The following is a 14,089-nucleotide window of genomic DNA, read 5'->3' on the forward strand; positions in this document are numbered from 1 at the left end:
GAAGACGCCCGGGGCCAAGCGAAAGCCCTTGAGGACTTCCCGTGGCAGCCTTGCCAGCGCCGGAGCAAAGCACTGGCTGGCTGCCCCTACACTGTCTGATGGACGACTCAGGCAAAGGTTCCCTGCGGTTGTTGGCGATGCTGCAATGCCGCGATCACACAAGGCTGCAACCGCCCCTCAGCTATCTGCAAGTCTCGGTGCAAGCCGTCCACGAGGTCGATCAGCAGGCGTTGCTCCTGCAATTGGCGCTCGCTGACCGAGCGCCGCAAGGTAATACCTGAGAGGGGGTCGTGAACGGTCAGTTGACGATTACCGCTGGGATCGGCGATGCCGAGGTGGGTCTGATAGGGCGTCAGGGCTTCGTTGAGCAGGCTGCAGATTCTTTCCATCCGGATCACTCGCTGCGTGGTGGGACCTAAAGTAACTGACCAACAGGCGCCGCAGAAAGTTCGTCAAACCGCGCCCGCTTCAGTGAGCATGCGGGGCTGGCATGACAGTTTGAATACGCGACCCTGGGCGCACCTGCAGTGTTTGCAAGGCGTGCTGCAGGCGTGGCATCGACAGCGGCCAGGGCAACTCGTCGAGCACCCACATGCCACATTTTCTGGCCTCCTGGGCAAGGTTTTGACGCGTTGGGGCAGGCTGGCCGACGAACAGCAATGCGCGCACTCGTCGCTGCTGGGCGAGCAAAGCAAGGCCGGCCCGGGCTGGCATGGCGTGGTCAAGGATCAGCAAGTCAGGGCGACGCTCAGCGCAGAGGCAGGCGTCGAGGTCAGCGACGCTTTCGCTGATGCGCACGTTGAAGACGCCTTGGCCATTGAGGGCCTGGTGCAAGAGGATCTGGTGGGATGGGCGAGCCTGGTGAATCAACACATAGGGCTGGTGCATGAGCCGCTCCTGATGGGAGGACCGGCTAATTTATGCTTGGCGCCCGGCAGGCTGAATAGGATGTTTCTGATAGACCGGAGGGAAAAGGCTGAGACGTTGGGGCTGCGCTGCAGCCCCAAACGCCATGCAATTACAGCGGCTTGCCGCGGTTGCCGTGCTGGCTGACAAAGCCCTGTACAGCCTTCAGGTCATTGGCCAGGACCGTGCAACGCTCTTCACGGCTGAACAGGTCGCTGAGGTGCGCGGGTAGCTCCAACGCCTTGCCCACACCGGCCTTCTCCACCGCGTCCGGGAACTTGACCGGGTGCGCGGTACCCAGCACCACCATTGGCGTGTCCAGGCTGCGGCGGCACTCGCGGGCAGCCTTCACGCCGATTGCGGTATGCGGGTCGAGCACTTCACCGGTGGCGGCGAACACTTCTGCGATGGTCTCGCAGGTTTGCTCGTCGCTGACAGCCAGCGAGTCGAACAGTTTGCGGGCTTCGGTCCAGCGGTCTTGCTCGACGCTGAAGCCGCCACCTTGCTTGAAGTTGGCCATCAGCTCGGCAATCGCACCGCCGTTGCGACCATGCAGGTCGAACAGCAGGCGCTCGAAGTTGGACGAGACCATGATGTCCATCGACGGCGACAGGGTCGCGTGCAGGGTTTCCTTGACGTACTGGTTGCCGCTCATGAAGCGGTGCAGGATGTCGTTACGGTTGGTGGCGACGATCAATTGGCTGACCGGCAGGCCCATGTTGCGCGCCAGGTAGCCGGCGAAGATGTCGCCGAAGTTGCCGGTCGGTACCGAGAACGCCACCGAGCGCGCCGGGCCGCCCAGCTGCAGGGCTGCATGGAAGTAGTAGACGATCTGGGCCATGATCCGCGCCCAGTTGATCGAGTTGACGGCGACCAGGCGGGTGCCCTTGAGGAACGACTGGTCGGCGAAACTGGCCTTGACCATTTCCTGACAGTCGTCGAAGTTGCCTTCGATGGCGATGTTGTGGATGTTGTCGCCAAAGATGGTAGTCATCTGACGGCGCTGCACTTCCGATACACGCTGGTGCGGGTGCAGGATGAAGATGTCGACGTTGTCGCAACGGCGGCAGCCTTCGATTGCAGCGGAACCGGTATCACCGCTGGTGGCACCGATGATGACCACGCGCTCGTTGCGCTTGGCCAGCACATGGTCAAGCAGGCGACCGAGCAACTGCAGGGCAAAGTCCTTGAACGCCAGGGTCGGGCCGTGGAACAGCTCCAGCACCCACTCGTTGCTGTTCAGCTGACGCAACGGGGCGACCGCAGCGTGGGCGAACTCGCCGTAGGTTTCTTCGAGTATCTTCTTGAAGTCGGCGTCGGCGATGCTGCCCTCGACGAACGGACGCATCACGCGGAAGGCCAGCTCGTGGTAGGGCAAGCCGGCCCACGAGGCGATTTCTTCCTGGGTGAAGCGTGGCAGGTTTTCCGGCACGTAGAGGCCGCCGTCGCTGGCCAGGCCAGCCAGCAGCACGTCTTCGAAATTCAGGGCCGGTGCCTGGCCGCGGGTACTGATATAGCGCATGGGTGCAAACCTTCGATGCTGGGGCCGGGGCCGCGCGGGCGGCCCATCGGCAATATTTGTTAGTTGAGCTGCTCGACGCGAATGCGCACAACCTTGCCGACCACGTCCTGCAGGGCTTCCAGGGCGACGATGGCGTCATTGATACGCTGCTCGACCACGCCATGGGTCACCAGGATCATTGGCACCAGGCCATCCTGTTCCTCGGCTTCCTTCTGCATGATCGACTCGATGTTGATACCGCGCTCCGAGAGGATGCTGGCGACCTGGGCCAGAACGCCCGGGTGATCCTTGGCCTGGATACGCAGGTAGTAGGCGCTTTCGCAGGCTTCGATCGGCAGGATCGGGTGGGCCGACAGCGAGTCTGGCTGGAAGGCCAGGTGCGGCACACGGTTTTCCGGGTCGGAGGTCATGGCACGGACCACGTCGACCAGGTCGCCGACCACTGACGAAGCGGTAGGCTCCATACCCGCGCCGGCACCGTAGTACAGGGTGGAGCCGGCAGCATCACCGTTGACCATGACAGCGTTCATCACGCCGTTGACGTTGGCGATCAGACGGTCGGCCGGGATCAGCGTCGGGTGCACGCGCAGCTCGATACCTTCGGCGGTGCGGCGCGCCACGCCCAGGTGCTTGATGCGGTAGCCCAACGCCTCGGCGTAGTTCACGTCTGCCGTTGTCAGCTGGGTGATACCTTCGGTGTAGGCCTTGTCGAACTGCAGCGGGATACCGAACGCGATGGACGCCAGGATCGTCAGCTTGTGCGCAGCGTCAATGCCTTCTACGTCAAAGGTCGGGTCGGCTTCGGCGTAGCCCAGCGCCTGAGCTTCGGCCAGCACGTCCGGGAAGGCACGGCCCTTCTCACGCATTTCGGTGAGGATGAAGTTACCGGTGCCGTTGATGATGCCAGCCAGCCAGTTGATGCGGTTGGCCGACAGGCCTTCGCGGATGGCCTTGATCACCGGGATTCCACCGGCTACGGCCGCCTCGAAAGCGACAATCACGCCCTTCTCGCGAGCTTTGGCGAAGATTTCGTTGCCGTGCACGGCAATCAGCGCCTTGTTGGCAGTGACCACGTGCTTGCCGTTTTCGATGGCCTTCAGCACTAGGTCGCGGGCGATGGTATAGCCACCGATCAGCTCGATGACAATGTCGATCTCCGGGTTGCTTGCAACTTCGAACACGTCAGCGGTAATGGGGGTACCGGTAATCTGGCAGTTCGGGTTCTGCGAGCGCATGGCGATCTGTGCCACTTCAATACCGCGCCCGGCACGGCGGGCAATCTCCTCGGCGTTGCGCTGAAGTACATTGAAGGTTCCGCCACCGACGGTCCCCAACCCACAGATGCCTACTTTGACCGGTTTCACTGTGAACTCCCCATTGAACGGCCGACACGTTTGCCGACCGTGAAACTTGCCGTCACCCCATGACGACGGCGTACTGAACTGGATTACTTGGCAAGTGCCAGCTTGGCGACCTGCGGTGCCGGCTGGTAGCCCGGAATGACCTGGCCGCTTTCAAGAACAATGGCCGGCGTGCCGTTGACACCGATCGACTGACCCAGCTGGAACTGCTTGCTGACCGGGTTGGTGCACTTGGCGGCCTTGATTTCTTCACCTTCGACCATTTTGTCCATCGCCCCACGGCGGTCGCTGGAGCACCACACCGCCTGCAACTGCTGGTCACCCGCCGAACCGAGGCCCTGACGCGGGAAGGCGACATAGCGCACTTCGATACCGCGACGGTTCAACTCAGGCACTTCGGCGTGCAGTTTGTGGCAGTACGGGCAGGTAGTGTCGGTGAACACGGTGATGTGCGACTTGGTCTCGCCTTTGGCAGGATAAACCACCATCTCGGCGGCTGGAATGCCGTTGATGAGCTTGGCGATACCTTGGCGTTCGGTTTTTTCGGTGAGGTTGACCGGCTTGCCGTCCTGGATCTGGAACAGGTAGCCCTGCATCACGAACTGGCCGTCAGCGCTGGCGTACAGCACGCGGCCGCCCTGCAGCTTGACTTCATACAGGCCGTTGAGCGGGCTGCTGGCCACGCTTTCCACGGGCACTTCCAACTCGAGGTTCTGCAACGATTTACGGATGGCCTGCTCGGCACCGGCGTTGCTATCGGTTGCCGCGGCAACGGCAAAGGTACTGGCCAGCGCCAACGCGGCGGCGGCGAAAAACTGGGTCACGCGCATGGGAACTCCTGAAGGCGGACAGGGGCCGGAGGGCGCCACCTGCGGAAAATACGCGGTGACCGTGCGGCCCTTGGTGCAAACCGCTCAAGCCTACCACATCACGCTGCCCGTGAAGGGGGTCGCAAGGACCGGTCGGCGGAACATGAAAAACATTCATCCACGCGGGTGGTGCTGGGCGTGCAACTGCTGCAGGCGGGCCTTGGCGACGTGGGTATAGATCTGCGTGGTCGACAGGTCACTGTGGCCCAGCAGCATCTGCACCACCCGCAAGTCGGCACCGTGGTTGAGCAGGTGGGTGGCGAAGGCATGCCGCAAGGTGTGCGGCGACAGCGGCTTGTCGATGCCGGCAACCCGTGCGTGGTGTTTGATACGGTGCCAGAAGGTCTGGCGCGTCATCTGCTCGCCGCGCTGACTGGGGAACAGCACGTCGCTGGGACGGCCATTGAGCAGTTCGGCGCGACCATCGCGCTGGTAGCGCTCCAACCACACCACCGCCTCTTCACCCATGGGCACCAGGCGTTCCTTGCTGCCCTTGCCCATCACCCGCAGCACACCCTGGCGCAGGTTGACCTGGTCGAGGGTCAGGCTGACCAGTTCGGTAACCCGAAGGCCGCACGCGTAGAGCACTTCGAGCATGGCACGGTCGCGTTGGCCAATGGCTTCGCCCAGGTCCGGAGCCTGCAACAGGGCTTCGACGTCGGCTTCGGACAGCGACTTGGGTAGCGGCTTGCCCAATTGCGGCATGTCGACCTGCAGGGTCGGGTCGATGGCCACCAGCTTTTCCCGCAGCAGGTAACGGAAAAAGCCGCGCAGACCGGAGAGGAAACGCGCCGTGGAACGTGGCTTGTAGCCCTGATCCAGGCGCCAGGCCAGGTGATCGAGGATCAGGTCGCGGCCGGCGTCTGGCAGCGATACCGAATGCTCCTGCAGCCAGCCATTGAACAGGGCCAGGTCGCTGCGGTAGGACACGCGGGTGTTGTCGGACAGGCCTTTTTCCAGCCATAGGGCGTCAAGGAACTGGTCGATCAGGGGGTGGTCGAGGGCGGGCATGAAATCTCGGTGGCAAACGACGAAATGGCGCTTAGTCTTTCATAACAACGTCGGCATAGGGAGCCCGCATGAGCGAACAGCAGATCCTTCTGAGTGTGGGCGGCATCGGCGCAGCAGCGCTCGCCTGCCAGTGGCTGGCCTGGCGCCTGAAGCTGCCGGCAATTCTGTTTCTGTTGTTGGCCGGGATCCTTGCCGGTCCAGCGCTGGGATGGCTCGATCCCGAGGCGCTGTTCGGCCCATTGCTGATGCCGCTGGTGTCGCTGGCGGTGGCGCTGATCCTGTTCGAAGGCAGCCTGACCCTGCACCTGTCGCAGTGGCGCGAGATCGGCAGCGTGGTGCATCGCCTGGTCACGGTGGGTGCACTGGTCACCTGGCTGGTGATTGCACTGGCAACCCACTGGCTGCTCGGGTTCGACTGGCCGCTGGCGATTCTTTTCGGCACCCTGACGCTGGTGACCGGCCCCACGGTGATCGTGCCGATGCTGCGCGTGGTGCGGCCAAAGTCTGCGATCGCGAACATCCTGCGCTGGGAAGGGATCATGATCGACCCCATCGGCGCGCTGCTCGCCGTGGTGGTATACAGCTTCATCATCGCCAGCGCCGAGGGTAACGGCCTGAGCCAGAGCCTTATCACTTTTGCCGGTGTGATCTTCTGCGGTACCGCCCTGGGCGCGGCAGGGGGCTGGGTACTGGGGCAAATCATGCGCGAACAGTGGCTACCAGAATATCTGCACAATCTCGCGTCTTTGGCGGCGGTACTGGGCATTTTCATCGCCGCCAACCAGATCGTGCACGAGTCCGGGCTGCTGGCGGTGACCGTGATGGGCATGTGGCTGGCCAACATGCGCGGGGTTGATGTGCGGCAAATCCTGCACTTCAAGGAAAACCTCAGTGTGCTGCTGATATCCGGCCTGTTCATCCTGCTGGCTGCACGCATTGACCTGCATGCCCTGCTGGGCCTTGGCCCTGCTGTGCTGGCATTGTTGCTGGTGATCCAGCTGCTGGCACGTCCGCTCAACGTTTGGCTGGCCACACTGGGCTCGACACTCAACTGGCGGGAGCGCGCGCTGCTGGCCTGGATTGCGCCACGCGGCATCGTTGCTGCGGCCGTTTCCGCTATTTTTGCCATCCGCCTGCACCAGGCCGGCCACCAGGATGCCTTGCTGCTGGTCCCGTTGACCTTCGCGGTAATCATTGGCACGGTGGTACTGCAAAGCGCCACGGCCAGGCCGCTGGCACGCTTGCTCAAGGTCGCCGAACCGGCACCCAGCGGGTTTCTCATCGTCGGTGCCAACGAGCCGGCCCGGGCCATCGCCAAAGCCCTTCAACAATTGGGCTGCCGGGTTTTGCTGACGGACTCCAGCTGGGAAAACATCCGCGCCGCACGCATGGACGGGCTCACGACCTACTTTGGCAACCCGGCCTCGCAGCATGCCGACGCCCATCTGGACCTGGTCGGCCTCGGGCACTTGCTGGGCCTCTCTCCCGCCGGCGAAATCAATGCCCTGGCCTGCGCCAGGTTCCGTCATGATTTCGGCCAGAGCCGGCTGTTCGTGCTAGCCAGTGGCCTGGAGAAACAACGTAGCGACAAGCATCGGGCGGCCGAAGAACACCGCGGGCATCTATTGGGGGCCAAGCCGATGACCTACCTGCAACTGGCCAACCGTCTGCATCAAGGCGCCGAGCTGTATAGCACCAACCTGACCGAAGGCTTTGGCTGGGATGCCTACCAGGCACTGCATGGCGAACGGGCAAACTTGCTGTTCGCGCGCGATGGCCATGGCTGGGTCCATGTAGCCAGCCCTGATAACCCGTTGCAGCCACAACCGGGCTGGACCTTGGTGGCATTGATCGAGCCAGCAGCGCAACCGTAATGCTCAGGTGCCTGGCAGCACGGGCACCGGGCGCTTGTCCTCGTCAATGGCGACGAAGCTGAACACCCCATGGATTGCCCGATCACGGCCATCCAGGTACATGTTCTCGACAAACACATCCACCTGCACCTGCAAGCTGGTATTGCCGACCTTGATCACCGTACCCACCAGTTCGACGATCGAGCCCGCCGGAATCGGGTGCTTGAAATCGATACGGTCGGTAGACACGGTCACCAGCGGCAGGCGGCAGAAACGCGTGGCAGCGATGAACGACACTTCGTCCATCCAGGCCAGGGCGGTGCCGCCGAACAGGGTGTTGTGGTGGTTGGTGGTATTGGGGAACACCGCCTTGGTCACGCGGGTAACCGACAGTTCGGTGCGGCGCTGGATTTCCTGGTCTCGGGTCGTCATGGCAATCACATTCTTGGGGTTTCAAAACGCAAAAAAGCAGCCCGAAGGCTGCTTTTTTCTCGCTAGGCGGCCTCGGCCACCGGGCAAACTGCACTCAGGACAGTTTTTCCTTGATGCGAGCGGCTTTGCCGGACAGGTCGCGCAGGTAGTACAGCTTGGCTTTACGCACGTCACCACGACGTTTCACGGCCAGGCTGTCGATTTGCGGGCTGTAGGTCTGGAAGGTACGCTCTACGCCAACGCCGCTGGAGATCTTGCGCACGGTGAAGGCGCTGTTCAGACCGCGGTTACGCTTGGCGATAACGACGCCTTCGAACGCCTGCAGACGGGAACGCTCACCTTCCTTCACTTTAACCTGAACGACAACGGTGTCGCCTGGTGCGAAGGTTGGGATTTCCTTGCTCATCTGCTCGGCTTCGAGCTGCTGGATGATCTTGTTGGTCATGCTGTGCTCCTAAGATGGATACGCGATCCACCATCGATACGTTTAACTATCGTCCCGCTCGCGGAGATATTCCTCGAGCAGCTTCTTCTCTTCTCCAGAAAGCGAGCGACTTTCCAGAAGATCGGCGCGTCGTTCGAAGGTCCTACCAAGGGACTGCTTCATCCTCCAACGCCGGATATGTGCATGGTTGCCACTTAGCAACACGTCGGGAACACGCTGATCCGCATACACCTCAGGCCGGGTGTAGTGCGGGCAATCGAGCAGACCGTCGGTGAAGGAATCTTCTTCCGCCGAGTCCACATGCCCTAAAGCTCCGGGCAGCAGTCGCGTAACCGCATCGATCAGTACCATGGCCGGCAGCTCGCCACCGGAAAGCACATAGTCGCCAATCGACCACTCCTCATCGACATGAGCCTCGATAAAGCGCTCGTCGATGCCTTCATAACGACCGGCGATCAGGATCAACGATTCCTGTTCGGCCAGGCCTTTGACCGCCTGCTGAGTCAGCTTGCGGCCTTGTGGCGAAAGGTAGATCACCTTCGCCGCTGCTCCGGTCGCCTGCCTGGCGCTAACCAAGGCGTCTTCCAGAGGCTTGATTTTCATCACCATGCCCGGACCACCGCCAAACGGCCGATCATCTACCGTGTGGTGACGATCTGTGGTGTAGTCCCGCGGGTTCCAGCAAGTCACCTGAAGCAACCCTTGTTTCACCGCGCGGCTGGTAATGCCGTACTCCGTGATGGCCGAGAACATCTCGGGGAACAACGTGATGACGTCTACGCGAAGGTTACCCATCGTTTAGAAGTCCGCGTCCCATTCGACCCGCATCACGCCTGCTTCGAGGTCGATTGCCAGCACACATTGCTCCGTATAGGGCAACAGACGCTCGCGATCATCCAGGCTGCCTGCGCAGGGCTTGACCACCATTACATCGTTCGCACCGGTCTCCAACAGGTGATCGACCTTGCCGAACAGTTGTTCGTCCTGGTTGATGACCTTCAGACCTACCAACTGGTACCAGTAGTACTCGTCGGCAGCCAGGTTGGGCAAAAGGCTCCGCGGGATGCAGATTTCGTAACCGCTCAGAAGACGGGCTTCATCGCGATCGTCGAGACCTTTCAGCTTCACGACCAGGCCCTTTTGGGAGCCACGACCGCTGACCAGCTCGACCTGCTTTACCTTGCCTTCGTGCCGAAGCGTCCAGCGTGGATAATCCAACAGGTTTTCAATCGGATCGGTAAAGGAATACACCTTCACCTCGCCGCGAACGCCGTGAACCGAAAAAATCTTGCCAACGACGATGAGGTCGTCAGCCTTTTCTGGCGTCGCGTTCATACTATTCAGGCAGCGGCCTTGGCAGCTTCCTTCAGCAGCTGAGCAACACGCTCAGACGGCTGTGCACCCTGGCTCAGCCAGTAGGTGACGCGCTCTTGGTTGACCGACAGCTTAACTTCGGCGCCAGCAGCGATTGGGTTGAAGAAACCTACGCGCTCAACGAAACGGCCGTCACGGGCGTTACGCGAGTTGGTCACGGTCAGGTGGTAGAATGGGCGCTTTTTCGAGCCGCCACGGGCCAGACGAATGGTTACCATGTGAACATCGTTCCTATAGTCGGTGCTGCAGTTGATACAGCAGCTGGTACTGCAAATCTGAATGCCAAATAGGCACACGGGTGCCCAAAAGGCCGCATATTCTCGGGGAATACACGGACATTTGCAAATGACTTTTTCGGCAAGGCCTCGCCCTGCCGTCCAGATTTGCCGGTTGCGCCGCGAAATTCGCGGCTGTTGCCCCGCTACAGCGGGGGTTCTGGGCGCTTGCCCGACAAAAGGCAGGCACCCGAATCAGGGGTTACAGCTTTGGCATACCGCCACCTGGCAGCATCCCACCGAGGCCGCGCATCATCTTGGCCATGCCGCCTTTGGCAGAAAACTTCTTCATCATCTTCTGCATCTGCTTGTGCTGCTTGATCAGCCGGCCGATGTCCTGCACCTGGGTACCGGACCCCAACGCAATACGGCGCTTGCGCGAACCGCTGATCAGGTCAGGGTCGCGGCGCTCGGCCGGGGTCATGGAGTTGATGATCGCTTCCATTTGCTTGAACTGCTTTTCGGCCGCGCCCTGGGCGTTGCCCATTTGTGACAGGTTGACCCCGCCGATGCTTGGCAGCTTGTCCATCAGGCCGCCGAGGCCGCCCATGTTCTTCATTTGCTGCAGCTGGTCACGGAAGTCTTCGAGGTCGAAGCCCTTGCCCTTCTTCAGCTTCTTGGCCAGCTTGTCGGCCTTGGCCTTGTCGATGGTCTGCTCAGCCTGCTCGATCAGACTGAGCACGTCGCCCATGCCGAGGATGCGCGAAGCGACGCGGTCGGGGTGGAACGGCTCGAGGGCCTCGGTCTTCTCACCCATACCGATGAACTTGATCGGTTTGCCGGTGATTGCACGTACCGACAGCGCAGCACCGCCACGGGCGTCACCGTCGACCTTGGTCAGCACCACACCGGTCAGCGGCAGCGCCTCGCCAAAGGCCTTGGCGGTGTTGGCAGCGTCCTGGCCGGTCATGGCGTCGACCACGAACAGCGTCTCGATCGGTTTGACGGCAGCGTGCAGCGCCTTGATCTCGTCCATCATGTCGGCGTCGATGTGCAGACGGCCGGCGGTGTCGACGATGACCACGTCGATGAACTTCAGCTTGGCTTCACGGATGGCGGCTTCGGCGATGGCCACCGGCTTCTGGCTGATATCGGACGGGAAGAAGGTGACGCCGATATCGTTGGCCAGTGTTTCCAACTGCTTGATTGCCGCCGGACGATAGACGTCGGCAGACACCACCATCACGCTCTTTTTCTTGCGCTCTTTAAGAAAGCGCGCCAGCTTGCCGGCGGTGGTGGTCTTACCGGCGCCCTGCAGGCCCGCCATCAGCACGACAGCAGGCGGGGCGGCGTTCAGTGCGAGGTCTTCGTTGGCCGCGCCCATCAGGCTTTCCAGCTCGGCCTGGACGATCTTCACGAAGGCCTGGCCCGGGGTCAGGCTGCGCGACACCTCGGTACCGACCGCACGATCCTTGACGCTGTTGACGAAATCCTTGACGACCGGCAGGGCAACGTCGGCCTCGAGCAGCGCCATGCGCACTTCGCGCAGCGTGTCCTTGATGTTGTCTTCGGTCAGCTTGGCCTTGCCGGTGACATGGCGCAGCGTCTGTGACAGGCGGTCGGTCAGGTTTTCGAACATGGTGATCCTTTCAGGCCCAGTAAAGCCGAGGTTTGTCAGGTGCCAGGGGGGAAATACACACCCGCCGGGCACAGCAAGGCGGCGATTATAGCGAAGTGCAGCGGCGACGCACACCTTGGTAGATATTCGGTGGCTGTGCTGGCCTCTTCGCGGGCGCGCTCGCTCCCGCAGGATCTTCACGGCTTGCAGGCCTGGGCCGTACCTGTGGGAGCGGGCGTGCCCGCGAATGCCCTGACACAACCCTTCAGTCTTCCTAGAGCGGCAGAATCTATGCCAAACTCCGTCTCTTTAAAGGCTCGCCAACCAGGACTTATGGTCTCCTCTCCCAGCCTCATTCCCAACCTGATCGCCGCCGGCCTATATATAGCAGCGGCCATCTACCAGGGCTCTCACCTGGCCCAGGGCCGCAAGGCCGACAAGCGCCTGCTTGGCCTGCTGGGTGCCTTCGCGGTGCTGGCCCAGGCCGGCGCACTGTTCTTCCAGCTGATCACCCCGCTGGGGCTGAGCCTGGACTTCTTCAGCGCCGCCAGCCTAATCGCCGTGGCAGTCATTACCCTGACATTGCTGGCCTGCCTGCGCATACCGGTAGAAAACCTGCTGGTGCTGCTGTTCCCGCTGGGCGCGGTAACGGCACTGCTGGCGCAGTTCGCGCCCCCCGGTACGGTGCCGCTGATCAATGAAGAACCGGGCATCCTTGCGCATATCCTGTTGTCGATCCTGGCCTACGGGCTGTTCACCATCGCGGTGTTCCAGTCGCTGCTGTTGCTGCTGCAGGACCGCCAGCTGAAGAACAAGCACCCGTCCGGGCTGATCCGCAACTTCCCGCCACTGCAAACCATGGAAAGCCTGCTGTTCGGCTTCCTCTGGGCCGGTTGGTGCCTGTTGTCGCTGTCGCTGATCTCCGGCTGGCTGTTCCTCGACAACCTGTTTGCCCAGCACCTGGCGCACAAGACCTTGCTGGCCTGTGTCGCCTGGGTGGTGTTCAGCGTGCTGCTGTGGGGCCGCACCCGCCTGGGTTGGCGGGGCCACATGGCCATCCGCTGGACGCTGGCCGGTTTCTGCCTGCTGATGCTGGCCTATTTCGGCAGCAAGCTGGTTCGCGAATTCATCTTGCATATCTGACGGCCGCCCATGGACACCCTGCCGTACGCACCGCTATTCGGCACTCTGGCACTGGCCCTTTTGTGGTCAGCACTGTTCACCGCCGTGGATGCAGCCCGCCTGCAGCTCAATGGCGCACTGCGCGCCGGCGAAGACGGCCATCCCGTGCTGCCGGCCCACGCCCTGGTGCTGTGCGCCAGCCTGGGCAAGCTACTGGTGCTGGGGCTGGCCTGCCTGATGGGCCAGCGCCAGAGCGGCGAGCACGGCTTCTGGCTGGCGGGCCTGGCCGCGACCCTCGCCTTGCTGGTGTTTGCCGAATACCTGCCGCGGCGCCTGGCCCGACGTAACCCGCAGGCGTTCGTGAGCCTTGGCGCCAGCCTGCTGAAAGTGCCTCTCGCACTGCTGCAGCCACTGGCCTGTCTGCTGGACGGCGCCGCCAAGCTCATGCTGCGCCCGTTCCGTGCACAGCCCACCGCTGTGGCCCTGCACACGCAGGATACCGACGACTTCGATGAGGATGAACAGCACGAAGCACCTCGCCATGGCCTGCTCGACGGCCTGCAGTCGTTGGACAAGATCACCGTCAACGACATCCTGGTGCCGCGCAACGAAGTGGATGGCATCAACCTGGACGAGCCGATCGAACGCATCATCGAGCAGTTGATCGTCAGCCGCCACACCCGCCTGCCGGTCTACCACAACGACATCAACCAGGTCGAAGCGATCCTCAACACCAAGCTGATCAGCCACCTGCTGCCCAAGGCCGAGCTGACCCTGGAAGCGCTGCACAGCGCCTGCTACGAACCTTATTTCGTACCGGAAAGCACGCCCCTGCAAATGCAGTTGTTGAACTTCCACAAGCAGCAACGCCGCTTGGGCGTGGTGGTGGACGAGTACGGCGAAGTACTGGGTATCGTCACCCTGGAAGACATTCTCGAAGAGATCGTCGGCGAGTTCGAGGACGAGCAAAGCCTGGAAAACCCGCATGTGCATCCGCAACCCGATGGCACCTTCGTCATCGATGGCACCGCTTCGTTACGCGAAATCAACCGTACCCTGAGCTGGCACCTGCCCTGCGACGGCGGGCCGAAAACCCTCAACGGGCTGGTCACCGAAGCGCTGGAAAGCATCCCGGAAAGCGCTGTTTGCCTGAAGATAGGCCGCTATCGCCTGGAAATCCTTGAAACAGAGGACAATTGCGCCAGCAAGGTACTGGTGTGGACCGTGACCCGATAGCTATACTCGGGTCACGCTTACCCAGCCCCGCCGTCACGCCTGCTACCCGCACCCGGCGCTCCACGGCCAGTCCGCTCCACTGATACGCCCTGCGGTCCTGCGTCAACACCCCGAACAGTACCCGC

Annotated in this window: 15 protein-coding genes; 3 read left to right on the forward strand and 12 right to left on the reverse strand. The window is 62.0% G+C overall.

Translation table 11 applies throughout. The features are described from left to right. Positions 1-107: 107 nt before the first annotated feature. From LMH93_RS21725 to xerD, 6 genes are all read right to left on the reverse strand, one after another. On the reverse strand, positions 108-389 hold the full coding sequence (locus tag LMH93_RS21725) for a DUF3509 domain-containing protein (protein WP_047604471.1): 282 nt from the start codon (positions 387-389) through the stop codon (positions 108-110). Positions 390-468: 79 nt separating this feature from the next. Next, positions 469-888: a response regulator gene (locus LMH93_RS21730; RefSeq protein WP_004575449.1), complete on the reverse strand. Its 420-nt coding sequence runs from the start codon at positions 886-888 to the stop codon at positions 469-471. Positions 889-1,018: 130 nt separating this feature from the next. After that, positions 1,019-2,428 carry a threonine synthase gene (gene thrC, locus LMH93_RS21735; protein WP_003252159.1) on the reverse strand — a complete coding sequence of 470 codons (1,410 nt, stop codon included), beginning with the start codon at positions 2,426-2,428 and terminating at the stop codon, positions 1,019-1,021. Between the two features lie 59 nt (positions 2,429-2,487). Further along, positions 2,488-3,792, reverse strand: a complete 1,305-nt coding sequence (locus LMH93_RS21740) for a homoserine dehydrogenase (protein ID WP_003252157.1) — start codon at positions 3,790-3,792, stop codon at positions 2,488-2,490. A gap of 83 nt (positions 3,793-3,875) precedes the next feature. Further along, positions 3,876-4,619 carry a thioredoxin fold domain-containing protein gene (locus LMH93_RS21745; protein WP_003252155.1) on the reverse strand — a complete coding sequence of 248 codons (744 nt, stop codon included), beginning with the start codon at positions 4,617-4,619 and terminating at the stop codon, positions 3,876-3,878. A gap of 153 nt (positions 4,620-4,772) precedes the next feature. Next, positions 4,773-5,669 (reverse strand): site-specific tyrosine recombinase XerD, encoded by an 897-nt coding sequence (gene xerD / locus LMH93_RS21750; RefSeq protein WP_003252154.1) that lies wholly within the window; start codon positions 5,667-5,669, stop codon positions 4,773-4,775. A 68-nt stretch (positions 5,670-5,737) separates the two neighbouring features. Here xerD and LMH93_RS21755 point away from each other — a divergent pair, with 68 nt between their 5' ends. Further along, complete coding sequence (locus tag LMH93_RS21755) at positions 5,738-7,543, forward strand: cation:proton antiporter (protein ID WP_108192183.1); 1,806 nt, start codon at positions 5,738-5,740, stop codon at positions 7,541-7,543. Positions 7,544-7,546: 3 nt separating this feature from the next. On the opposite strand, the gene LMH93_RS21760 is transcribed toward LMH93_RS21755, so the two are convergent. From LMH93_RS21760 to ffh, 6 genes are all read right to left on the reverse strand, one after another. Then, positions 7,547-7,954 carry an acyl-CoA thioesterase gene (locus tag LMH93_RS21760; RefSeq protein ID WP_003252150.1) on the reverse strand — a complete coding sequence of 136 codons (408 nt, stop codon included), beginning with the start codon at positions 7,952-7,954 and terminating at the stop codon, positions 7,547-7,549. Between the two features lie 94 nt (positions 7,955-8,048). Further along, positions 8,049-8,399 (reverse strand): 50S ribosomal protein L19, encoded by a 351-nt coding sequence (gene rplS / locus LMH93_RS21765; RefSeq protein WP_003252148.1) that lies wholly within the window; start codon positions 8,397-8,399, stop codon positions 8,049-8,051. A gap of 42 nt (positions 8,400-8,441) precedes the next feature. Next, positions 8,442-9,194, reverse strand: a complete 753-nt coding sequence (gene trmD, locus LMH93_RS21770; protein WP_003252146.1) for a tRNA (guanosine(37)-N1)-methyltransferase TrmD — start codon at positions 9,192-9,194, stop codon at positions 8,442-8,444. 3 nt (positions 9,195-9,197) lie between these two features. Continuing rightward, entirely contained in the window at positions 9,198-9,734 is a 537-nt protein-coding gene (gene rimM / locus LMH93_RS21775) for a ribosome maturation factor RimM (protein WP_003252144.1), read from the reverse strand. Positions 9,735-9,739: 5 nt separating this feature from the next. Beyond that, positions 9,740-9,991 carry a 30S ribosomal protein S16 gene (rpsP, locus tag LMH93_RS21780; RefSeq protein WP_003252142.1) on the reverse strand — a complete coding sequence of 84 codons (252 nt, stop codon included), beginning with the start codon at positions 9,989-9,991 and terminating at the stop codon, positions 9,740-9,742. Between the two features lie 259 nt (positions 9,992-10,250). Next, positions 10,251-11,627: a signal recognition particle protein gene (gene ffh, locus LMH93_RS21785; RefSeq protein WP_003252139.1), complete on the reverse strand. Its 1,377-nt coding sequence runs from the start codon at positions 11,625-11,627 to the stop codon at positions 10,251-10,253. A gap of 312 nt (positions 11,628-11,939) precedes the next feature. Between ffh and LMH93_RS21790 the strand changes: the two genes are divergently transcribed. Beyond that, a complete protein-coding gene (locus LMH93_RS21790; RefSeq protein WP_003252138.1) occupies positions 11,940-12,749 on the forward strand; it encodes a cytochrome C assembly family protein in 810 nt (269 codons plus the stop codon). Positions 12,750-12,758: 9 nt separating this feature from the next. Then, entirely contained in the window at positions 12,759-13,964 is a 1,206-nt protein-coding gene (locus tag LMH93_RS21795) for a transporter associated domain-containing protein (protein WP_230064578.1), read from the forward strand. Positions 13,965-14,089: the final 125 nt, after the last annotated feature.

Origin of the sequence: Pseudomonas sp. CIP-10 (assembly GCF_020911845.1) — a bacterium.
Taxonomy (GTDB): domain Bacteria; phylum Pseudomonadota; class Gammaproteobacteria; order Pseudomonadales; family Pseudomonadaceae; genus Aquipseudomonas; species Aquipseudomonas alloputida.